Origin of the sequence: Butyrivibrio sp. AC2005 (genome assembly GCF_000424145.1) — a bacterium.
Taxonomy (GTDB): Bacteria; Bacillota; Clostridia; order Lachnospirales; family Lachnospiraceae; genus Butyrivibrio.
The window spans coordinates 1-23,017 of sequence record NZ_AUJI01000034.1 but is presented as its reverse complement, the minus strand read 5'-3'; the positions used below and the strand labels follow the sequence as shown (position 1 = coordinate 23,017).

The window sequence follows — 23,017 nt, the reverse complement described above, 5'->3', positions numbered from 1 at the left end:
GCAGCATACTATTCACAAATGAATGTATACTGCCCGGTCAGTGCTATATTAGTAGCGCGCCTTTTTATGATGCCTTTTATAATGCTTTATCCAGCTCTGTCAGAAGAAAAGCAAGTAGCTTTATTCCTTCGAAATACCCCTCAACCGGCATGCACTCATCAGGCTGATGTACACTGCCATGCCCCGGCTTTATACCCTCCGGGAAATCCGTGTATTTCCTCTTACAGATTCCTGTTGCTATAGCGTTTGGTAATTTACCAGCATAGGTTCCGCCCTTACCGATAGGGAACGTCGCCTCTTCACCTGTATAGTCCTGATATGCATTCTTCAAAATACCAAGTATAGGACTGTCTTGATTCACAAAAGACGGCTCCTTTACAGAATTAAATTCTGCATTAAAACCATTCTCAGAAGCTATCTTTCTGATATTCTCAGTTAACCTGGCTGATGTGTCTGATACGTTAAAACGACAATCATTAACGAGATGAATATATCCATCTGACAGAGACAGAACATTTCCACCGGAGACAGTTTGCCCTGATATCTCATCCTCACCGTCTATTCCAAGGAAGGTTCCGAAAACATCCTTATTTACATTTGATATAAATTCAAAAATATTTCTGTCATTCTGATCTAAGAATGGCAGCTGTAAGATAGCATCTGTAAGGATCTTGTTTGCATTTACTCCCATCTGCGGAATCGCTGCATGACTCTGTTTTCCTGTGGCCACAATATGCGCAACATCATTAGTCCATGAAATGCTTATATTATCTGTTTTTTCAAGAACTCCCTTTACAGCTGCTTTTTCATCCTCATTAAGAATCCTTATGTCAGCACTGCTCTCACCGGGAACTACGTTAGAAACTGTGCCGCCCTGTAATTCCAAAAATCTGTTACTCAGTTTATTTTGTGAAATCAGGTCAAACTCCAGCCTTCCAAACTCACCGCTGCTTCCCGGGAAACCCGAATCGGGAACAATGGAAACAAAAGGTGTACTATATTTTTCTCTGTAAAAAGAAATATCTTTCATTCCGACTTCTTCATTAGTTCCCAAATACAGTTTCAGGTTGTGTTTCGGAACATAGCCTGATTCACGAAGTCCTTTCAGAATATACAGCGCACCTACAGCTGCATTTTTATTATCAGCGACACCTCTTCCATAAAGCCAGCCATTATCCTCTGTCATCTCATAGGGCGGATATTTCCATTCATCAGAACTTCCCTCCGGAACCACATCCAGATGAGCCCAAATTCCTATCGTGTTCGTCTCATCTCCGCCTACATGCCATTCTATACTTCCCAAATAGCTCTCATAGTTTTCTGTCTCCAGAAGATTTTCCTTCCCCAGTTCAAGCATCTTCTCAAGGACGTCGTTCACTCCTTTTCCAAATGGATATGTTGAATCATCCGGAGCCGATACACTCTTTATTGCAACAAGTCCGCGAAGCTTATCCAATATCTCATTTCTGTGTTCGTCAATCCATTTTTCAAACTCTTTATATACAAATCCTTTTTGTTCCCGTGCCATTTTTCATGTCCTCCCAAAGGTAATATCCCGAATGCTTGTTGGGAAATTGTGGTTCTCTGTCAGAACAGACTTAGCTGTTCATAATCACATTTTCTTTCAAGCTCAGGCATTTTTTCCCTGATCATGTCAAGTGCTGCATTACTCTCACGCAGATACTCCCTGACATTATTTCCATCTATGATCACAGGCATCCTGTCATGAACAGGACTCATTGAGCTGTTAGCTTCTGTAGTAAGTATCACGAAGCTGTCCCTGTTATCGCTCATGTCATATAAGCCTGCAAGGTATAATGGACTACCATCTTTTCTTGTAAATGTGTATTTAGTCTTGTCACTATCCCACTCATAGAATCCCAATGCCGGAAGAATGCATCGCCTTGACCTTATACTTTCAGAAAACATCGGCTTTTCCAGAACAGATTCCGCCCTGGCATTTATCACCAGCTTTTTGTCCCTGGTTCTAAGTCCCCAATAAAGGTCGCTGACTGTTATATCTGCCTTCTCTTTTCCAAAAACAAGTGCCCCTGCTGACATCCCCGGCACAACATCACCAGCAGGAAGTGTCAGCATTCTCTCCGGCAGTTCCAATTCTTTTTCCACAGCATATGCAGTTTTGTCAGCATAGTAGTACCTGCAGCACATAAAAATCCTCTCAAACAAAATTAAAAGACTACAAATAATAGTTAAACAATACCATTATTTGTAGTCTTTGAAAATTTCTAAATGTGTAAAATTTCTCTACTACTCAAAGAGATTCATCCAGTACAGCCTTCAATGTTTCTGCAGACTTCATGAGAGCAGCCTTTTCCTGTTCACTTAGCCTGATAGGCACAGCACCCTCAACTCCGTCTCTTCCGACAATAGCCGGCATGCTAAGAGCTACTCCGTCAATACCATTCTCACCATGCTGGATACTGGAAATCGGAAGGATTGACTTTTCATCACGAATGATGGCCTCACAGATACGCCTTACACTCATAGCTATACCGTAATATGTAGCGCCCTTTTTCTCAATGATCTCATATGCACTATTCTTAACATTTTCAGCAATTTCTTTCATTGCCTTTTCATGTTCAAAATGTCCTCTCATCTCGCAGAAATCATGGATAGGAATGCCAGAAACATTAGCACTGCTCCATGCTGCAATCTCACTGTCTCCATGCTCACCAATAATAAAAGCATGTACAGAGCGGCTGTCCACACTAAGGTGCTCGCCCAAAAGATACTTAAACCTTGCCGTATCGAGCACTGTTCCGGAGCCAAACACTCTATTCTCCGAAAAGCCGCTGAGCTTAGCTGCAGTATATGTAAGTATATCAACAGGATTAGCCACGATAAGCAGAATTCCTTTTTTGTTATATTTTGCAATCTCAGGGATAATAGATTTAAAGATGCCTACGTTCTTTTTTACAAGATCGAGTCTTGTCTCTCCGGGCTTCTGCCCTGCCCCTGCAGTAACAACCACAACTGCCGCATCCCCGGCATCCTTATAATTACCTGCATATATCTGCATCGGTTTAGCAAAAGGAAGTCCGTGACTGATATCAAGAGCTTCACCTTCAGCCTTCTCTTTATTCACATCTATCAGCACCATCTCGGAAAAAAGCCCGCTCTCCATAAGCGCAAATGCCGATGCCGAACCAACAAATCCACAACCTACTACTGCTACTTTTCTTTCATTAAGTGCTGCCATGATATGCCTCCTTATCTTTTCTCACTACATTCAGTATAAACTTACTTCTCGTAAAAGCTATGAAATATCCGCTTACTGGGAAATTTAATCAATTACCTCTCCGTTGCGGGAGATGGTTACAACCTGCCAGGGTAAGAATTTTCCACTGTTTTTTATTGCATTCTCAGCTGCCCTCTGTAGGCCTCCGCAGCAGGGAACCTCCATCCTTACAATTGTCACACTGGCAATATCATTGTTTGAAATAATCTCCGTAAGCTTCTCGGTATAATCGCCTTCGTCAAGCTTGGGACATCCAATCATTGTGACTTTACCCTTCATGAATTCCTCATGCATGTTCGCGTAGGCGTATGCTGTACAGTCAGCTGCAATAAGGAGCTTGGCGCCGTTATAAAAATCTGCCTGTGTTGGCAAAAGCTTTATCTGGCAAGGCCATTGCATCAGTCTTGAAGGGTGTGAACTCATTCCCCCAATCATATCCTGTCCGGGATTATTGTCCTCCTGACCGTTACTCTTAAGTGTCATAAATCTTGAACCCGGACATCCATGTCCTGCGACATGCTGCTCCATTTCTTTCATCATCCTGTTCTCGCACTGATGCATATCGTTTACCATTCCTTTCTTCTCTTGAGCTGCCTTTACTGCAGCTTCATCATAAGCAGGCGCTTCTCTCTCTTCAAAAGATATTGCTCCCATAGGACATCCCGGCAGACAATCTCCAAATCCATCACAAAAATTTTCTCTTACCAGTTTTGCCTTTCCATTTACAATATCAATGGCCCCTTCATGGCATGCATTTGCACATATGCCACATCCATTGCACTTTTCTTCATCAATCTTTATTATTTTTCTGACCATCTTTAGACCTCTCTTTTTTGCCTTTGTTCTTGTTCTGATGATGTCAGTATAATATACTGTCTATAACAAGTATGTTGTTTAAACCACATTTTGAAAATTATGGAAATTAGTGTATTAGAAAAAAGCAGACTGTTCCTGGGAATGACATCGAGAGAGCTGTCCTCATGCCTTGAATCACTTGATGCCAGGGAAAAGAAATATAGAAAAGATGATGTAATTCTCCATGCCGGGGATCAAACTTCCAATATAGGAATGGTGCTCTCAGGCAGCGTTACTATAGAAAGTAACGACGTATGGGGCAACTGCACTGTCTTAAGTCATGTAGGAAAAAACCAGTACTTCGCCGAAACCTATGCTCTTCTTGGCGAGGTTCTTCTGGTTGATGTCAGGGCAAATGAAGACTGCAGCATTCTCTTTTGCAATATCAGAAATCTCCTTAATGACAGCAAAAAGAGCTCTTCTTGGAAGGAAAAGCTCTTAAAAAACATACTCATTATTTCATCGCAGAAAAACCTTATCCTCTCCGGACGTAGTTTTCACACTTCTCCGAAGAGCTGCCGTGGGCGTCTTTTGTCATATCTCAATTCCATTGCACTCCAGACAGGCTCAAAAGAATTTGATATTCCCTTCAACAGACAACAATTGGCTGATTACCTTAACCTTGAAAGAACCAACATGTCTAAAGAACTCTCACACATGAAAGATGAAGGACTTATAGAATATAGAAAGAGTCATTTTAAACTTCTTTGAGGTGCAAATACCTTAGTGCTTAAAAACTACTTTCTGTTTTTCTCAATCCATTCAACGGCAAAGTCTACTAATTCACGCTGTTTCATAAGCTTTAGTCCAGCCTCTCCGAGCGTGCATTTGTTTACATTATGTGCCGCCTCAAAGGCAGCTCCTATATCTACGAAATCCTCTCCATCAACATAAAGCGTTTCATATGCCTTCCAAACACGCTCTCCATTTTCCATAACCGCACTATGTTCTATGCAGTTATGCTTTCCCGGATAGTCAGCACGAACATCTGCCAGATGAATGGAGGTATTCTTGTCATAATCCACACCTATCAGCAGAACTTTCCCGTCAAGTTCATAGAGCTTTCCAATTGGAGAGCTGTCTCCAAATATATTTGAAAAATCGTGGTTCTCTGCCAGATAAGCAGCGTTCTTTCCCCTTCTTTTACTTATAGTCAGCTGACACTTCCGTAAAATCTCTGTTTCCATCAATGTAATCAGCATAAGCCGTCTCAGCATCTTTTCCACGAAACACCTTGCAAAGTCCACACATATCGCAGTCAGCAATGCATGGAAAACGCTCTTTTATATATGCTCTTCGCTCTTCAATTGTAGAATTATTTATCTCAGGTGCACTTCCCATAAGCCATAAATCCTCTCAATGAATCTGTCTGTCCTGGCGATATTTTTCCATGTACTCCATGTTTATTTCGCGGATTTCTTTCTTGCCGTCAATGTAGTCCTGATATATATCCCACGGACTTCCACCACCAAGCCAGCATGATGAGCAGTTCTCACATCCGCCTCCACAATCAAGGGAGTTCTTAACTATTTGTTCACGCTCTTGCCTTGTTGTATCTTTGATCAGAATAGATTTTCTTTCCATAAGCACCACCCTCCCCGGGCTCCATCCTGTTTTCACTTCATAAACCGAGGTATATCAATATTTTATGTAAAATTGTACTATACCCGATAGTTGAAATCTACATAATTTATAATGCTAAAATTCGATAATCCTTAATACTCATCCAAAAAGCTATGTCTTACTCCATCCTTTTTATATGCCACTATAGTTGAAAGATTTACATTTTCGACGCTCTTAAATATATTTGCCTCAACAAATTCAAGCTCTTCAAGACTGATATTCACAGCCCCCGGTATCATTCCATAGAGAACAAGACCTTCATCCCTGATATCAACCAGCTCAAAGGAATCTTTTGGCATCTTTAAAAGTTCTTCATACGTTATTTCTTTCATTATTGCCATTCACCTACTATGTATATATACATTGATTTCCAATATTAGCTCTCAGAAATTCTTCCTGAGAGCTTAATTGTTTCTTCATTATAGCAAAAAAATGGCTGATTAACAGTACTAATCATACTGTTAATCGGCCATATGGCTAAATTATCCCATTGCTGCATATCATTTATTGTAAGATTTCATACAAGTCTGAGGATCAACCGGCTAAATTTTCTGCCATAAGATCCGTCAGAAATCTCTTGCACTTCAAAGCAGCAGGTGTCGTGCAGGTTCCGCAATCGCTTCCACACAACAGCTTATGGGGAACCAAATTGTAATGGCGCTCCATGGCCTGAAGGCATTCATGGTAAGGAATCAAGGGATCAATTCCTATTATTGCCATCTCCGCATACATCGGTGCTGTTACTGCCGCACGAAGAGTACGGGTTATGCAGGGAAATTCAAGCCCTCCGGGAATAGGATCACATACAAGCCCCATGCTTGCCTGCAGTGCCATAGAGGCTGCTCTTTCCACTGCAACTCCAACCTCTACTATAGGATTCTCCGGTGTAACCATATATGCTATTGCACCCGCTGCCATGGCATTGCACACTCCTGATTCGCCAATACATCCTCTGTCACCCGACGCATTCGTATGAGTATAAGCAAGAGCCCCCAGGGCTGCAGCTATAACAAGTGCTTCCAGTTCCTTTTCCCTGCTATACCCCCTGTCCTCTCTCACCGCATCAAGAGCTGAATACAAATATCCTCCTCCTGTCCCCATGGGGCCGGGAACTATTATAACTCCGGGAATCTTAGCATTCGTCGCATAAGCATGTGTCAGAATATGTCTTGTAAGTCCATCCGAAATCACATTTCCCTTATCCAGATATTCCTTCCATTTTTTTCCATAAATTGGCAGTGTTGGCGTATCCTCAGCATCATAATTCCTGTCCTCAAGACTATGTATCTGCTTATCAAAAATGTCTCTTATTTTTCTGAAATAGTCCCAAATCTCCTCCTCTGTCCAACCTGATGAACTCTTCTCATAATCGATTGCAGCCTGAAGGAAGGAGATATTTTTGTAGGCAGCATAATTTCTCCACTCCTCTACAGTCGAAAAAAGCTGCGCTTTCTTTGTCTTTTTAGTAACAACCGGAAGTACTGCAGGAAGGAAAAGTACATCCTCCTGCTTATCCTCAAAAATGCTTTTATCCTCTGATATATCCCTGTCGATCTCTGCAAAAAGGCCTACTCTCTCATTTTTCACACTGACCGTTCTTATATCTACAACACTTTCACCATAATTTTTCTTAAGAAGCTCTGAAAACTCTGCACGCTCCGAATCGGTTGCATCCTTTATCAATACCCCATAGGTATCCGCCTGCCAGTTGAGATAGTATCCGCCAGCCTCATATATCCTTATCATTCCGCCTCCGACGGAAGCACCGATAAGCTCTCCTCTTCTGTCTTTTCCCTCTACGTTTATTTTCACCCCTCTCTCGTAGCCATAATCGTGATCTTCAAGTCTGAATTCATAGGAAAGCCCCTCTTCTCTGGCTAGCTTATGCGCATCAAAGAGCCTTGGGTCATCTGTGGCAAATCCAAGGGTTCCACCCAGATACCCTCTATCTGTCATAAAATTCCCCAAGGACTGAAACTTTCCAATATCACTTTTCTGAAAAGAAAAGGTTACTCTATTTATTTTCTCATCAATAAGATGTGATGCGACATTTCCAATCCTTGTAGGCCCCGCAAAGCCTCCTGAAGATCCCGGTTGCATTATTGGTCCAAACACATCATTAAAAAAATCGGGATAAAAAATTTTCGCCATATATCTCTCCTCCAATAGTAATTCTCAGGTAATTATTTAAGAGCCTGTGCCAAATCCTCTTTCAAGTCATCAATATCTTCAATTCCAACCGATAATCTGAAAATAGCATCCGAGACACCGGTATGTGCCCTTTGTTCTTCCGGAATGGGACATTGCAGAGATGCATTTGGAATATTTATTAGTGACTGAACCCCTCCCAGACTTCCGGCCTGGTATATAATCTTGAATTTTTCAAAATATTCAGATGCCTTATCTGCATCCTTTATTTCAAAAGAAATCATACTTCCAAAACCGCTTTGCTGTGTCTTCGCAAGTTCATGATCCGGATGATTTTTATCACCCGGATAATATACTTTTTTAACCGAAGGAATCGTTTTTAAAAAAACCACCAATGAACATGCATTTTTCTGTTGTCTCTCCAATCTTACCGATAATGTTTCTATTCCCCTTAGCGTAAGCCAGGAATCATCCGGTGACAGAGCATTTCCTACTGACATCACATAGAAATAAAGCTTTTCCCTAAGTTCTTCAGTAGCAGTTACAATAATCCCCGCAAGAACATCGTTATGTCCTGCGAGGAATTTTGTCGCACTATGTATTACAATGTCTGCTCCTAAATCTATCGGCTTTTGAAAAAGAGGCGAAAGAAATGTATTATCCACAATAAGAAGTGCATTGTTCTCTTTTGCTATTTTGGAAATTGCCCTGATGTCGCTTATTCTTAGCATCGGATTTGACGGAGTCTCAACAAAAAAGCCCTTCGTCTTTTCTGTAACAGCCCTCTTCACACTATCTATATCCCAGGTATCCACGTAATCAAAATCAATACCATACTTTTTATATACTTCGCTGAACAATCTGTAGCTTCCACCGTAAAGGTCACTTGATACAATCACACGATCTCCGGGTTCAAAGAGTCTTATTACTATATCCATAGCCGCAAGACCAATGGTCACTGCAAGAGCATCCTTACCATGTTCAAGAGCTGCCACCTGTTTTTCCAACGCTCTTCTGGTAGGAGTATTACATCTTGAATAGTAGAAAGCATCCTTTCTGTGTTCCAGGGTGTTATGTGTATAAGTTGCACTTCTGTATATAGGAACACTTATACTGCCTGTCTCATCAAAAGCACCACTTCCCCTCGCTATAAGCGTGTTTTCCCTGACTGTACAGGGACTGTTTTCATTTGACATGTCTTCCTCCTAAATCAAGTAGCTGTCTGGAATTTAAATCTTTTTGTTCTTACTTCAATTCGCTTGAAAATTGCCTCAATTAAAATACAAAGAACAAAATAAATAATGAATACATCAATATAAGCTTCAATATAGTTATAGCTGTTTCCGGCCTCAATCTTTGCTATAGCCATAATGTCCTGAACGGTCATGGCAAAAGCAAGAGATGTCATTTTTATAAGTCCCACTATAAGCGTGCATATGTTAGGAATGGCTGAAACTATAGCTTGTGGAAATATAATCCTCTGATATGTTCTGAGTCTGGAAAGCCCTACTGTCTGTGCCGCCTCATATTGTCCCTTATCAACCGTCATAAGAGCCGATCTTACTATTTCTGAAAAAGTCGCAGTGATGTTTAGAACAAAAACAATAAGAGCATAAATAATTGGATTAAGGTCAAATACGTTTACTTCACTCCCTATGTTTTTTAAGAAAATAGCAAGCATACTCGGAACCGTATTATATACAAGATATATCTGAAGAATGCTCGGTGTACCTCTTATAAAAGAAGTGTAAACACTAAGAATCTGATGAAGCACCTTTATCTTTTTATATCTTGCTATTCCGACCAGTATTGCCAAAGGAGTTGAAATAAGGATTGTCAATGAAACAATAATCAAAGTTGTCGGTATACCTTTAAGGCAAGCAATAAACGTTCTAGACATAAACTGCAGGTTCATGACATATAGCTCCTTTTCATCTTTCTTTCAGTAATTTCTTCACACCACTTAAAAACTCTCTCCAGCAAAATGCATATGCCCCAATAAATAAGTGCAAGTGCCGTATATGCTTCGAGAGGAAAAGTTCCGAATCTCAGTGCTAATATCTGTTCTGTTCCCCCCATAAGTTCCATAAAGCCTATAGTAAATGCCAACGATGAATTCTTAAGTAGCGCGATAATTGCATTACCCAAATTGGGAATTGCAATTACCAGCGCCTGCGGGAAAATGATTCTCCTAATGGTACAGAATTTTGAAAGACCTACAGAAAGAGCAGCCTCTTCCTGTCCATGAGGAATAGCTTCATATGCACTCCTTGCAATTTCAGAAAACAAACCTGCATATAGGATTGAAAAAGTAATCACCACAAATACAAATCTGCTTAATTTATTAAGGTCAATGCCAAACACACTAAAGAGCTTTGGAAGTCCGTAATAGACCAGAAACAGCATAACCAAAACCGGAGTGCATCGCATAACTGTCGTAAAGCCGTTGGAAAATTTCCGTAATATCCTGTTTTTTCCAAGCTTCATCCACACCAACAATGGTGTAAGTATAAATGCAAACAAAAGAGAAAATAAAAGTATCATCAGTGTTGGTGGAATATACTTTATTAATTTTTGAAACGTATCAAAAAACCTTGTTATGTTGAAGCCAATCATTTTTTATCCCTTACCATCTATTAGTCTTTTTTCTCATTTACATATACTCTGTCCGCATCCTCATTCTCAGGAAGATATGCAAATACATCCTCTCCATAGAACTGAGTTGAAATTTCAGCATAAGTTCCATCTTCATAAAGAGTCTTTAATGCAGCTTCAAGCTTCTCCGCAAGGTCTGTTTCCTGCTTGTTGATCAGTGTATATGTCTTAACTGCGATATAAGGTGATGCTGTAAGAATATCGCCATATGCTTCGTGAAGCTCACCATCCTCATTAGCGATGGTCTTCTCATAACTTGAATAAACACCTATATGGGCATCATATCTACCCTCTGCAAGATAGCTGTAATTTGTTGCAGAATCTATCTTATCAACTATGGTTATCTCTACCTGCTGATCCGGATGATTATCATTGTATTCCTGAACAACATAGAGCATTCCATCTCCTGCCTGGATAGGTGCCAGCTTATATCCCTTATCAGATACCTGCTCGAATGTAGTAACATCCGCGTCTTCCTTTCTTACAATAAGAGCTGTAATCGATGCTCCCAGAAACTGCTCCGGAAGAATATAGTTATCTGCTCTTTCCTGTGTCCAAAAGCTGTTTGTTATTGCTATCTGATACTTGCCTTCCAGCGCTCCGGTTCTGGCCTCACCACTCTCACTTGGAACAAACTCGAATTCATATTCCGGAATAAGCTCGTCGGCCTTTCTTAAAACTTCGATATCATAACCTGTATAGTTTCCATCCTCGTCAACATAGCTGAATGGAACTCCGGCCTGTGCAAAGGCGATCTGTATCTTTCTTACATCACCCTGGCCCTCTGTCTCTGCCTTATCATCAGCTTCTGTTACTTCCTCCTCTGCTCCTGCATCCTCTACACTAGAATCCTCTGCGCTATCAGAATCAGCACTTACTGCTTCATTATTAGCAGCTCCTGCACTCTGTGCTCCGCAACCGGCAAGCACCGTAGATAATGTAAGTGTTCCTGTGATAATTCCTGCAACAATTCTGTTCTTCATAATTTTTCTCCTCCTTTTTCTCAAACACTTATTGTTGTTCTTGTAACAATTCCCTTCTTGAAAACGGAATCATATACATCCTCCAATAGATTAAGTCCCCCCTTATATCCAAAATAGGATTTGTTTACTACAACATGCGCATAAACAGGGTAACTCAGGTATACATGAGGGAACTTATATTCATCTGCAATATCCCTCTCCCAAATACTTCCAAGTAACAGAGTCTTCTTGTCTTTATCAAGCTTATCCTTAATGTCAGCTACAATAAGACCACCGTCAGACTCCTGTACAAATACATCCTTATATTCATCTCCAAGAGAAGCTACAAGTTCATCAAGCTGCTTTGCTTTTTTATTCTGGACATCATCTATTGCATAAATTCCCTTAGGAATAAAACCGAGCTCCTCTGTAAGAAACCTTGCGGCACCAAGAGTATACAGGCTGTCTCCTACCGCAAAAAACTCATGGGGCAGACTATTTCTAAACTCTGCTATAAAGTCAGCTAAGGAAATAAGATACTGATAAAAAACATCTTCCTCCTTTTCAATCACTCCCTCATATACTTCTTTTGGTATTTTGGCAAACTCACCAACCTCTCTGATAAACTTACTTGTTTCTATTGCGCCAACAGGGAAAACAGGATAGTGAAGAAAAGGGGTTCCGAACTTTCTTTGTAATAATTCGCCTACACTTTTTCCTACCCAAGGAGAAATAATGAGGTTAAACTCCGCATTTGGAATATCCTTCCACTCTGCAACTCCCTTGGATTCGTAGCCAAAAAGAATGTTCACTTCAAGTCCCAACTTTTCCAAAAGTGCCTTTATCTCATGAAGATCTCCCCTCCAGTAGGGATCCTGATATGGCACTACGGAAAAGACATTCACAAGACCTTTCCTGACCTGAGGTTCTATTTCCTCCTCCAGAAATTTATTTATTATCCCCTTTACAATAATTTCATGTCCTGCGTAGTTATTCCCCTTGAAACCGGCTGTCTCCGTTCCAATCACCGGATATCCTTTTCGTCTGAATTCTTCTGCCACATGTACACTGTCATCTCCTACAATTCCTGCAGTGCACCCTGAAAGAACTACGTATAAATCTGCATCCAGGACCTTAAGTGCTCCGTCTATTGTTTCTCTAAGTCTTCCTTCACCACCGAAAACAACTTCTTTTTCACCAGTGTTGCTTGATGAAACAGCATTACCTCCGCAAAAGCCTTCTCCCTGGTAGCCTGCCTCTGTTGCTATAGATCTATGTGCTTTGGCAGAGCATCCCGGTCCCGCATGTATTACAGGAACAGCACCCGGTATTGCAAGCACTGTCTGCTGTGCTGCAAGAGCACAGGAAAATCTTGGTTGTTCTATAAATACACTCATTTCGCTTTATTCTCCCTTTCAAAATAGAATGGATCCGGTTCCTCATCCAGCCACCATTTGCTGTATGGAAACTTTGCATGCTTTGCTATGTTCTGCTCAAATTTAGATGTTCTTCCTGCCTCAATAATTCTCTTTCCCAAATTCACCAGGCCTTCATAGCCAACACTTGCATTTACATCTCCCTCGTTTATTGTTGGTATTCCAAGTTTAGTTCCAAGAGGTGTTAGTCCCTGATGTCTTGCAATCATAAAGTCAGGTTTTAGCCTCCTTAAAATCTTTATAACTTCATAAGGTTGCTGATTACATACAGAAAACTCAGGAATATTACCTCTCTCATCAATAAGATTTTTCAGTGTATTTAATCTTTCCTTATTTTCATTATCAACCTTCTGATCATGGTGCAGAGTCGTCATTCCAACCAGTGTCATTCCAAGATCCTGCACAAGATTACCTATACTATGTGCAAAAGAATCACCTGCATATACATATACTTTCTTTCCTTTAAGTTTTTCCCTTACTTCCGCAAGTTCCTTCTCAATCTTCTTATGCTCACTCTCAATCAGATTCTCTACCAGATCACTCTTACCTGTAGCTTTTGCCACAGCCCTTAACCATTCATCTGTCCACTTAATACCAAAAGGTGCAGGTGCCTTTACCTCTGGTACGCCGTACTTTTCTTCTAATACTGCGGATACATATGTTCCAAGCGTTTCACACATATGAACCGATATCGCTGCTTCCGACATCTCCTCGAGCTGTTTTACCGTAGCCATAGGGATGAGATAATTCGGGATAAGTCCCAGTTTTCCAAGAAGATCGTTAAAGCTCGGAATCCCCTGGAAATTGAAAATATTCACAAGATTCTCCTGTTTCTTCTTGGGATCCTTTACGATTTTTCTTAAGATTCCGTGATATGCAGCATCAAAGCCTGTAGTCCATACTCTTGACTTAAAGCCTTCACAAAATATTGGTACAATCGGTATTCCCAGTTCACTTTCCTTCTCATCTGCAACACTTTCTATATCGTCTCCTACAATTCCGGATGCACAGGATGATGTTACGAAAATAACCTCCGGATTAAATCTGTCATAAGCTTCCTGAATAGCATTCCTAAGCTTCTCCAGGCCACCATAAATCGTGTCTTTTTCCTTGATATTCGTACTCAAAAATTTGATTGCATGGATTTCTTCAATGTGTCTGTTAATTGATGCTGCTTTTGCGGCATAGTTCTGACTTGCAATCTGTGCATCACACCCGATAGGTGCATGTGCTACTATTGCTGCTCCTCTCACATAGTATGTAAGAGTAGCTGCGCATCCTTCAGAACAGGCACTACACTGACTATAGGATCTTGTTGTGACAGGTACTTTTTTATCCTCAGACAATTCAAGAAGAGTCTGCGCATCACCATGATAAGAAGTAATAGCGCCTAGTCTTTTATCTCTCATCTCTACTGCTGATATGTTTAAATTTATACTCATTGCTCCTCCGCTCAATTGGCTATAATCAGCCAAAGTCAAATTACATAATCATCTTCAGGCAGTATCCTCTTAAGGAACTGCTTGGTTCTCTCCTCCTTAGGACAGGTAAATATCTCCTTTGGTGTTCCCTCTTCCAGAACAACTCCGCCATCCATGAAAATAATCTTATTAGCAACATCCTGCGCAAAGTTCATCTCATGCGTTACAACAACCATCGTTGTTCCTTCTTTTGCCAGCTTTTTCATTACGCTTAACACTTCACCTATCAGTTCAGGATCAAGAGCAGAAGTAGGTTCATCAAAAAGAATTACATCCGGTTTTAGAGCCATTGCTCTCGCTATCCCGATTCTCTGCTGCTGCCCCCCTGAGAGCTGACTGGGATAGTAGTTATATCTCTCACTAAGTCCTACCTTATCCAGCATCTGCTTCCCAATCTCTATAGCCTCCTGCTTTGGTACTTTTCTTCCATAAATAAGTCCCTCAGTGACATTCTCGAGTGCAGTCTTATTGGCAAACAGATTATAATTTTGGAAAACAAAGGTAAGCTTATTTCTTATTTTCTTTATATCTTTTCTGGATATGTGATTAAGGTTTACGTTTATATCATCGAATTCCATTTTCCCCTCATCTGCATACTCCAGAAAATCAAGGCAGCGGAGAAGCGTTGTCTTACCGGAACCTGAAGGCCCCAAAATAACGATTACATCCCCCTTATCAACTTCGAGAGATACCCCTTTTAAAACCCGATTATCTCCAAAGCTTTTCTTAAGCCCATCTATTTTCAGCATAGTCAATCTCCATAGGTCTTTCTTAGATCTGATAGTCGTCAGCCATAAGTCCGAATTCCGAAAGGATTTCCTCAAGCTTCTCCTGTGTCATGGGAGTTGGTATTACCAAATCTGTATTGTTCATAACTGCTTCTGCAAGATTTCTGTACTCCTGCGCCTGATTAGATTCAGGTTTATATTCAATTACAGTCTTCTTATTGATTTCTGCATGCTGAACTACATTGTCACGAGGAACAAAATATATGAGTTTTGTTCCAAGCTCTTTTGAAAAGGCTCTTAACAGATCAAGCTCTCTGTCTACATTTCTGCTGTTACAGATAATGCCTCCAAGTCTCACTCCACCGGTCTTTGCATATCTTGCAATACCTTTTGAAATATTGTTTGCTGCATACAGCGCCATCATCTCTCCACTTGCTACAATATAAATTTCCTGTGCCTTTCCTTCACGGATAGGCATCGCAAAACCACCACAAACTACATCGCCGAGTACGTCATAAAATACATAGTCTAAGTCTTCCGTGTAAGCTCCAAGCTGTTCAAGAAGCCCTATGGAAGTAATAATTCCACGTCCTGCACAGCCAACTCCCGGTTCCGGTCCTCCGGACTCAACACATCTTGTTCCTCCAAATCCTTCTTTCAGGATGCTGTCAAGATCCACATCATCTCCCTCTTCTCTCAGGGTATCCAGAACTGTTCTCTGTGCCAGGCCACCCAACAGTAATCTTGTCGAGTCTGCTTTTGGATCACATCCAACAACCATTACTTTTTGCCCCTTTTCAACAAGACCTGCTGTAAGATTCTGTGTTGTTGTAGACTTTCCGATTCCACCCTTTCCATAGATTGCAATTTGCCTTACTTCTGCCATTTTTTCATCTCTCCTCCGTATTTTTTATGCTATTAAAGCGTGCTACCTTCCTTACTTCTCCTAAGGCTCTCATGCCTGTCCTGCTTACCCAGATAATCAGTAATAGCCCTAAGATTCTTTTCAATGTCACCATCTATTTCAAAATGCCTGATCCTGTTAAGCTCCAGTCTCTTGGCAATACCAAAACCTATCTTCCCGGAAAGAACTACCCTGCAGTCCTTTATCAGCTCGATTTTTTTATCATTACCACCTCTGCATCCTGTGCCGGATCCTGCACAATTACCTGCCGTTACCTCATGTAATTCTCCGTCTGATTTCTTACTCTCGTCATATATTCTTGTTTCTGAAAAGGTAATACTCTCGTCATCCGATACCGTATAAATCAGAAATTTGTCAGCTTCTCCAAAATGCAGATCAACCTGCTTTCCATCACTACTTGTTACTGCCACCTTATAACTCATCTGCTATCCTTTCGTATCAGGCACTACGCACTTTGTCATACGCCATGAGCTTTTCTATTGCATTCTCAATCTCATTCTCTATTTCGAGAGCCTTAACTCCGTTATTCAAGAGGATTCTTGCTGCTCCGGGGCCAATTCTCGATGCCAGAACATATTTGCAGGAACTTAATTGTTCAGCTACCCTTGAGATATTCTCATGATCACACTCTCCTATGCAGGCAATACCTGTATCTATTTCATCTATGTAATCCCAAGAGATATTGTCTGTAACTTCTGCCACCTGGAACCTTGTACATCTCCCAAAATGGAGATCTATTGTCTCCCCGCTGTATGTTGCCAGCGCTATCCTGTATTTCATCTATGTCCCCTTATCCATGTGAAAATGTATTGTTAACGTTAAGCTTCTTTATGTCATATAGCTGATCTGATATCTCAACCTTGCCGGGAATGCCTGCCGCATCTGCTCTACATCTCTGGCAATGTCTGAAAACCCTTATATATTTTTCTGCCTTGGTTCTGGCCTCATGGAGCATCATACAATCCGGTTCCTGCAAATGTGACAGCTTATGTGTAGGTATTAGCGGGATAATGTTCATGAAATCTGCTCCAAGCTCAGACACGGTTTTGGCAACCTCTTCAACATGGTCATCATTTATTCCAGGGCAAAGAACTGTGTTAACCTTTACCATTGCTCCGAGTTCTTTTATCTTTTTAATGCCTCGTAGCTGCGCCTCAATAAGAATTCTTGCCCCTTCCACACCTGTGTAAGTTATTCCATCCTTCACTATCCAGAGACATATATGCTTTAACACCTCAGGATCAACGGCATTAACTGTAACCGTTACAGTCTTTACACCTGCCTCTATAAGCTCCTCTGCTCTTTCCTCCAGCAATAGTCCGTTTGTACTCAGGCAATTTATAAGCTCCGGATGTTTTTCTTTTATGAGTCTAAAAGTCTCAATCGCATAATCCGATGCCAGCGTATCTCCCGGACCTGCAATTCCGGCTACAGTTATCTGCGGACAAAGTTCCAAAGCCTTATCAAGTATTTTTGCTGCCTCATTTGGAGTAAGTATTTCCGAAGTTACACCCGGCCTTTTTTCTTCCTTATTCCTTGTCCTGTTACAAAAAGCACACTGTATATTGCAGGAAGGACTTACCGGAAGATGAATTCTTCCTTTATTAAGATTTGGTCCTTTACCAAAGCAGGGATGCTGATTCGAGATATGCTCCAGAGGATCGTTTAATTCCTGTAATGTGTTTGTATTGTTGTCCATTTCCATTGCTCCCTTTTTATGTGCCATTCCATACTTATATATATAAGTTTGGTCGTACATTTATTCCTTATATGTAACTTAGGATGTAGCCCTCCTCATCAAAGACAAGTGAGTTGTTATCCGCATGCATCCCATCTGCAAAAAAATTGAAGGGTCTTATTTTCTTTCCCTTATATTCGATTTCAGTTTTGAAAGCAGGTTCTATACTTCTAACTTTCCCTGATCTATAGAAGGAAACTCCTATATTAGTTTTGACCTCTCCATATTTCGTCCTTATTACCAGATTGTCATTGTTATAAATTGTTATACTTTTCAGCTTTCCGTCAGGATAAAAATGTAAACATTGCGGCCTGCATCTGTATGTGTTTTGTCCCACCTTCAAATTCATGAACTCTGTAATCTCAGCTTCGTTTCTTTCGGTCCAATAGGCTCCGATTTTTCCATACCTGGGAAAGATTCTTTTTATATTCCCATCCTCGTAGAAGGTTATCAGTTCCGCCGGTATTTCACCGTACATGGTCTCGAACGTTGTCTGCTCGTTCAGATAAACTGTTCTTATCTTTCCTGATTTATAAAATCTGACCTTTTCTCTTTCCCTTCTGCGAAAATCCATCTCCGGATCTTTTGTGTTTTCATAACCCTTGAAAAAATCTGCCTTGATAATCATTTTCTATAGTTCTCACTTTTTTATAAAACAATGTCCCTCTACAATTACCTTTTTCGAAAAAGAAAACCGGAGGCTTACAACGCACTCCACATATGAGATGAAGTGTTTGTAAACCTCCGGTTGACCGGTCGGTTATCTTTAAGGTTAGATGAATTCTAGCACAGAGACCGACTCCGGAAAATCAATTATTACTTATGGCTGGGTATAATAAAATCTTCTACCTTATGCCTCTTTTTCTGCTATTGCAAAAACGCGGTTAAACTCACAGATAAGGTCAGCTATCCCTTCGATACCTACAGAGAGCCTAAGCACTCTGTCATTAATTCCATTCTTTTCAAGGAGATCCTTTGGCACATCCGCATGAGTCTGAGTAATCGGATAGGTAATCAAAGTCTCTGTTCCTCCAAGACTCTCAGCAAAATAGATAAGCTGAACATTATTCAAAATTGAGTGCGCAAACTCTGCACTGTCTACTTCAAACGTAAGCATTGCTCCAAAGCCTCTCGCCTGCTTTTTCATAATCTCATATCCGGGATGTTCGTGGAGTCCCGGATATATAACCTTTGTCACATGCTTGTTAGTCTTCAGAAATTTGGCAAGTGCCAGTGCATTATCCTGAGCTCTGTCCAATCTAACCGCCAATGTCCTGATACCTCGAAGTATGAGCCAGCTGTCGAAGGGCGACAGCCCTGCACCGGTTGTCTTGTAGATAAATCTCAATCTCTCATCCAATTTCTCATCCTTAACTACAACAAAGCCTCCTATGGTATCGTGGTGTCCACCAAGGAATTTTGTTCCGGAATGAATTACTATATCTGCTCCAAGGTTGAGAGGATTCTGAAAGTAGGGTGACAAAAAAGTATTATCCACTATCAGTAATATTCCTCTTTCCTTTGTCACCTCTGTAAGCCTCGCAATATCTGTCACATTCATCATGGGATTTGTTGGAGTCTCAAGATAAACTGCCTTTGTGTTTTCCTTTATATATGGCCTTATATCCTCACTGCTAAGACTTACTGCTGTATACTCCAGGCCGTTCTTTATGCTTATCTCGTTGAAAAGACGTATACTTCCGCCATACAGATCTTCATCTATGATGAAATGATCTCCGGGTTTAAACAACTCCATAATAGTGGCAATCGCAGCCATACCGCTCGAGAAAGCTATAGCATCTTTTCCGTTCTCAAGGTAGGCAACTATAGACTCAAGCTGCTGCCTCGTTGGATTCTGCATTCTCGTATAATCGAATCCGGTGCTGTCCCCAAGTCCAGGGTGGGCAAAGGTCGCCGTCTGATAAATAGGGAAACTGATGGCTCCCCATTTATCCAGCAAGTTTCTATCAAGCTGCTGACATTTAGTCTCTATACTGCAATTTACATCCGTACATTTATTGCAACCACTACAATCCATATTTCAACACTCCTCTTTTTAGTCATTAAAATCTTACTTTTGAACTAGTCTCAACCTGAGTTATTCTGCCATCATGGACAGTAATTGTTACCGTTCCGAATTTCAGGCTCTCAACCTGTTTTTTTATTTTGTCCCATACTTCTTTTGAAACTTCCTTTTCCTCGCCAACTTTTGCCATAATAATCTCCTCCCTTACAAGCTATTACCATGCCTGCTTCACTTTAATTGTTGATTGCTTCATACAACTGATCCATGGCCTGTGCAATCACTTTTCTTGGACACGCAATGTTTATCCTTTCGAAAAGAGCAGTCTCTTTTCCAAAAATAATTCCCGAATCAAGCCATAGATGTGCTTTATCAACAATCAACTTTTCAAGCTCCTTATGACTATCAGTAACATCCGAAAAATCCAGCCATACGAGATATGTTCCTTCGGGTTCTATAAGACGTACTTTAGGAAGTTTTTCTGCCAGAAACTCCCTTAAAAAAGTAACATTATCTTCAAGATATTCGATCAACTCATCTAGCCACTCTGCCCCCTTAGTGTATGCCGATATGGTGGCAGCCAGTCCAATTGCATTGCATTGAGTATAGCCTGCTGCCTCATTATGAATCAGAAATGACTTTCTTGTTTCTTCATTCGGAATGATAATATTTGCAATCTGAAGTCCTGCAATATTAAATGTCTTGCTTGGTGAAGTTCCGATAATCAGTTTTTCTGTATACTCCTCACCGAGTTCAAGATAAGAAGTATGTTTAACTCCTCTATAGATAAAATCTGAATGAATTTCATCTGCAAAAACATACACATCATGCTTCTTGCAGATATCCGCAAGCCTTTTCAGTTCTTCCTTCGTCCATACTCTTCCTACCGGATTATGAGGACTGCATAGAAGAAATAGCTTTGCATTTTCCGATACAATCTTATTTTCAAAATCCTCAAAATCGATCTCGTAACGTCCATCCTTATAAATAAGCTGGTTATTAACAAGTTTTCTTCCATTAAGCTTTATCGTCTCAGCAAATGGATAATAGACAGGCTGCTGAATTATAACCGCATCTCCCTCGTAGGTTAATGCCCTTATTGCTGTTGCAATCGCATATACCACCCCCGGAGTAATTACATTCCAATTGTCTTTAATCACAACTCCATGTCTTTGCAAAAACCAGTTTCTTAAAGCAGTTCTGTAGTCATCCTTAGGATCTGTATATCCGAAAATTCCATGCCTTACTCGTTTTTCTATATCTTCAATAATCTCAGGCGGAAGCCTGAAATCCATATCCGCCACCCAGAGTGGCAGGAGATCATCGCGCTTTTTTCTCTCCGGTCCAAAATCGTACTTAAGCGATGATGTGTTTTTTCTGTCTATTATTTCATCGAAGTCATAATTCTTCATATTTAACCTCATCTATTTTCATAATTTGAAGTCATAATTGTTCCATACAAGAAAGAATGTCGCTTGCGACATTCTCGCGCCGAGCGCGGTTGCTGAAGGCAACATATTCCTATCGCGCGAGTGCGCATCCATAGCGGAGCGCTTTTTATGATATAGGAATTTCGGAGAAATTTCCTATATCATAAAAAAGTGCCTACGGCACCTCAACTCCCCTGCCCCTCAATCATGAGGGGTGGGGTTGTTTTTTGCCTCAACTCATTCATAATGATTTTATGAAACGAAATACTCTACAAGATCTGTTCCGCGATCATTATGAAGAAATTCAATATACTCTTCATCCCCGCAAGACCGAAATGGAAAACATCGATAAGATGATCAATTGCGGGGATCCTGCTTATGGCGGCGCTATGTACGGCTGCCCTGATTGTGGTACTCTCAAATTTGTTCCCTTTCGTTGTCATTCAAGATTCTGCCCTACATGTGGTGCCATGTATTCACAAAAACGTGCTCAGGCTATGTCATTTAAGCTCATAAACTGTCAGCACCGTCACTGCGTATTCACCATATCAAAAGAATTACGCCATTACTTTCTCGAAGATCGCGACCTTCTTAACTGTCTTTTTGAAGCTACCAGCAGTGTTATTAACCGGATGTTCTACAAAATCAACAAGAGTCAGAACTTTACACCTGGTTACATCCTTGTTCTTCACACATTTGGTCGTCCTTTGGAATGGAATCCTCATATCCACTGCCTCATATCTGAAGGTGGTGTTGGAGACACCGGCTTCTGGCGCAAAGTAAAGTTCTTCAGTTACCCCTATATGCGCCATGCTTTTCAGACTGCTCTTCTGAATCTAATGGAAGATCGTATTACTGATCCCAATAAGAAAGCATTGTTTAAAAAAGAAAAAGCTCTCTCCTACAAAAATCAGAAAGAAGGCTTCTATGTCTATGGTAAACCCACTCTCGCTGACAAACGCACAGTATCAAAATATATAGGTCGCTACCTTGGTCGTCCTGTAATCGGTCTCTCAAGAATTGACTCCTATGATAAAGAGCATGATACTGTTACTTTCCACTACAACAGGCATGAAGACGAACTCCTTGTCACTGAGACCATACCTTCAATGGAATTCATCAAGCGTCTTATCCAGCACATACCTGAAAAAGACTTTAAGATGATACGTTACTATGGTGTATATGGTCGCCATAGAGAATCAGACAAAAAACTTTACCGGCTGATTCACCCTTCCAAAAAACCATTCTTTAAATCATTCCTTCAATGGCGTTCAGGCATCCTGACAGCATTCGGATATGACCCATTGAGTTGTCCAAAGTGCAGCAGCACAATGAAATTTCTCGAATTGCGCTTTAACCACAAACGTGTTTCTCTCGAAGACTTATATGAAAAGGCAATGGGAAAATGCCGTCCCAAAAGCAGAGCTCCATCCTCAAAAATCAGTAGTGTTCCCTCGTATTCCTGCGCATGATAAAATCATGCTAGGAGGAACAGCCATGGCCAGTAAAGAACTAATAGCAAAGCTTAGAGAGAAATACATCCAAAACCCGCCGGAAGGCATGTCGGCGAATGAAATCCGCGAGATGGATGATGAAGACCTTCTCGACATGGATTACTTTATGCATGAAGATGATGAATTCTTTGATGAGGTAGATTGGTAATTCAAAACCAACATACCTCCGCTTTGCGTGGCCCGGTCTTGCCGGGCCTTTTAATTCAAGGGTTCGCCGCCAAGGCGAAATTTCCTATTAAA

General features: G+C 40.9%; 27 protein-coding genes. 3 read left to right on the top strand and 24 right to left on the bottom strand.

Annotated elements, in window-relative coordinates; all coding sequences use genetic code 11:
• Nucleotides 1–76: 76 nt before the first annotated feature.
• From G602_RS0110985 to G602_RS0110970, 4 genes are all read right to left on the bottom strand, one after another.
• The gene (locus tag G602_RS0110985; protein ID WP_026659043.1) at nt 77–1,528 is read right to left on the bottom strand and encodes a Sapep family Mn(2+)-dependent dipeptidase; all 1,452 of its coding nucleotides are present in this window, start codon (nt 1,526–1,528) and stop codon (nt 77–79) included.
• 59 nt (nt 1,529–1,587) lie between these two features.
• On the bottom strand, nt 1,588–2,169 hold the full coding sequence (locus G602_RS0110980) for an SOS response-associated peptidase (RefSeq protein WP_026659042.1): 582 nt from the start codon (nt 2,167–2,169) through the stop codon (nt 1,588–1,590).
• A gap of 103 nt (nt 2,170–2,272) precedes the next feature.
• On the bottom strand, nt 2,273–3,220 hold the full coding sequence (locus tag G602_RS0110975) for an L-lactate dehydrogenase (protein WP_026659041.1): 948 nt from the start codon (nt 3,218–3,220) through the stop codon (nt 2,273–2,275).
• Nucleotides 3,221–3,304: 84 nt separating this feature from the next.
• Complete coding sequence (locus tag G602_RS0110970) at nt 3,305–4,075, bottom strand: ATP-binding protein (RefSeq protein WP_026659039.1); 771 nt, start codon at nt 4,073–4,075, stop codon at nt 3,305–3,307.
• Nucleotides 4,076–4,174: 99 nt separating this feature from the next.
• Between G602_RS0110970 and G602_RS0110965 the strand changes: the two genes are divergently transcribed.
• A complete protein-coding gene (locus G602_RS0110965; protein WP_026659038.1) occupies nt 4,175–4,825 on the top strand; it encodes a Crp/Fnr family transcriptional regulator in 651 nt (216 codons plus the stop codon).
• A gap of 26 nt (nt 4,826–4,851) precedes the next feature.
• On the opposite strand, the gene G602_RS26240 is transcribed toward G602_RS0110965, so the two are convergent.
• From G602_RS26240 to G602_RS0110865, 20 genes are all read right to left on the bottom strand, one after another.
• On the bottom strand, nt 4,852–5,316 hold the full coding sequence (locus tag G602_RS26240) for an AAC(3) family N-acetyltransferase (protein ID WP_242835582.1): 465 nt from the start codon (nt 5,314–5,316) through the stop codon (nt 4,852–4,854).
• A complete protein-coding gene (locus G602_RS0110955; RefSeq protein WP_026659037.1) occupies nt 5,258–5,455 on the bottom strand; it encodes a hypothetical protein in 198 nt (65 codons plus the stop codon). Before G602_RS0110955 ends, G602_RS26240 begins: the two co-directional genes overlap by 59 nt.
• 15 nt (nt 5,456–5,470) lie before the next feature.
• Nucleotides 5,471–5,698 carry a hypothetical protein gene (locus G602_RS26235; protein WP_044931857.1) on the bottom strand — a complete coding sequence of 76 codons (228 nt, stop codon included), beginning with the start codon at nt 5,696–5,698 and terminating at the stop codon, nt 5,471–5,473.
• A 131-nt stretch (nt 5,699–5,829) separates the two neighbouring features.
• A complete protein-coding gene (locus tag G602_RS30960) occupies nt 5,830–6,069 on the bottom strand; it encodes a rhodanese-like domain-containing protein (RefSeq protein WP_026659036.1) in 240 nt (79 codons plus the stop codon).
• Between the two features lie 202 nt (nt 6,070–6,271).
• Complete coding sequence (locus G602_RS0110940) at nt 6,272–7,888, bottom strand: L-serine ammonia-lyase, iron-sulfur-dependent, subunit alpha (protein ID WP_026659035.1); 1,617 nt, start codon at nt 7,886–7,888, stop codon at nt 6,272–6,274.
• Between the two features lie 32 nt (nt 7,889–7,920).
• Nucleotides 7,921–9,081 (bottom strand): trans-sulfuration enzyme family protein, encoded by a 1,161-nt coding sequence (locus tag G602_RS0110935; protein ID WP_044931852.1) that lies wholly within the window; start codon nt 9,079–9,081, stop codon nt 7,921–7,923.
• A gap of 14 nt (nt 9,082–9,095) precedes the next feature.
• Nucleotides 9,096–9,800: an amino acid ABC transporter permease gene (locus G602_RS0110930; protein ID WP_026659033.1), complete on the bottom strand. Its 705-nt coding sequence runs from the start codon at nt 9,798–9,800 to the stop codon at nt 9,096–9,098.
• Entirely contained in the window at nt 9,797–10,501 is a 705-nt protein-coding gene (locus tag G602_RS26230; protein ID WP_044931850.1) for an amino acid ABC transporter permease, read from the bottom strand. Before G602_RS26230 ends, G602_RS0110930 begins: the two co-directional genes overlap by 4 nt.
• Nucleotides 10,502–10,521: 20 nt before the next feature.
• Nucleotides 10,522–11,523, bottom strand: a complete 1,002-nt coding sequence (locus G602_RS0110920) for a transporter substrate-binding domain-containing protein (RefSeq protein WP_026659032.1) — start codon at nt 11,521–11,523, stop codon at nt 10,522–10,524.
• 20 nt (nt 11,524–11,543) lie between these two features.
• Nucleotides 11,544–12,899, bottom strand: coding sequence for a nitrogenase component 1 (locus tag G602_RS0110915; RefSeq protein ID WP_026659030.1), 1,356 nt, complete (start codon nt 12,897–12,899; stop codon nt 11,544–11,546).
• On the bottom strand, nt 12,896–14,380 hold the full coding sequence (locus tag G602_RS0110910; protein ID WP_026659029.1) for a nitrogenase component 1: 1,485 nt from the start codon (nt 14,378–14,380) through the stop codon (nt 12,896–12,898). Before G602_RS0110910 ends, G602_RS0110915 begins: the two co-directional genes overlap by 4 nt.
• Before the next feature lie 35 nt (nt 14,381–14,415).
• Nucleotides 14,416–15,168, bottom strand: coding sequence for an amino acid ABC transporter ATP-binding protein (locus G602_RS0110905; protein ID WP_026659028.1), 753 nt, complete (start codon nt 15,166–15,168; stop codon nt 14,416–14,418).
• 22 nt (nt 15,169–15,190) lie between these two features.
• Nucleotides 15,191–16,033, bottom strand: coding sequence for a nitrogenase iron protein (gene nifH / locus G602_RS0110900; RefSeq protein WP_026659027.1), 843 nt, complete (start codon nt 16,031–16,033; stop codon nt 15,191–15,193).
• Between the two features lie 32 nt (nt 16,034–16,065).
• A complete protein-coding gene (locus G602_RS0110895; RefSeq protein ID WP_026659026.1) occupies nt 16,066–16,494 on the bottom strand; it encodes a NifB/NifX family molybdenum-iron cluster-binding protein in 429 nt (142 codons plus the stop codon).
• A gap of 16 nt (nt 16,495–16,510) precedes the next feature.
• Nucleotides 16,511–16,852 (bottom strand): NifB/NifX family molybdenum-iron cluster-binding protein, encoded by a 342-nt coding sequence (locus tag G602_RS0110890; protein WP_026659025.1) that lies wholly within the window; start codon nt 16,850–16,852, stop codon nt 16,511–16,513.
• Between the two features lie 10 nt (nt 16,853–16,862).
• Nucleotides 16,863–17,771, bottom strand: coding sequence for a radical SAM protein (locus tag G602_RS0110885; RefSeq protein ID WP_044931872.1), 909 nt, complete (start codon nt 17,769–17,771; stop codon nt 16,863–16,865).
• Between the two features lie 67 nt (nt 17,772–17,838).
• Complete coding sequence (locus G602_RS26225) at nt 17,839–18,438, bottom strand: hypothetical protein (protein ID WP_049945178.1); 600 nt, start codon at nt 18,436–18,438, stop codon at nt 17,839–17,841.
• Between the two features lie 222 nt (nt 18,439–18,660).
• Nucleotides 18,661–19,848, bottom strand: a complete 1,188-nt coding sequence (locus G602_RS0110875) for a trans-sulfuration enzyme family protein (protein ID WP_081675976.1) — start codon at nt 19,846–19,848, stop codon at nt 18,661–18,663.
• A gap of 25 nt (nt 19,849–19,873) precedes the next feature.
• Nucleotides 19,874–20,026 carry a YezD family protein gene (locus G602_RS29850; protein ID WP_196808652.1) on the bottom strand — a complete coding sequence of 51 codons (153 nt, stop codon included), beginning with the start codon at nt 20,024–20,026 and terminating at the stop codon, nt 19,874–19,876.
• A 43-nt stretch (nt 20,027–20,069) separates the two neighbouring features.
• Nucleotides 20,070–21,245: a MalY/PatB family protein gene (locus G602_RS0110865; protein ID WP_026659021.1), complete on the bottom strand. Its 1,176-nt coding sequence runs from the start codon at nt 21,243–21,245 to the stop codon at nt 20,070–20,072.
• Between the two features lie 272 nt (nt 21,246–21,517).
• Here G602_RS0110865 and G602_RS26220 point away from each other — a divergent pair, with 272 nt between their 5' ends.
• Together G602_RS26220 and G602_RS30955 are read left to right on the top strand one after the other, a co-directional pair.
• A complete protein-coding gene (locus G602_RS26220; RefSeq protein ID WP_044931794.1) occupies nt 21,518–22,735 on the top strand; it encodes an IS91 family transposase in 1,218 nt (405 codons plus the stop codon).
• Between the two features lie 25 nt (nt 22,736–22,760).
• Nucleotides 22,761–22,925: a hypothetical protein gene (locus tag G602_RS30955; RefSeq protein WP_170832732.1), complete on the top strand. Its 165-nt coding sequence runs from the start codon at nt 22,761–22,763 to the stop codon at nt 22,923–22,925.
• Nucleotides 22,926–23,017: the final 92 nt, after the last annotated feature.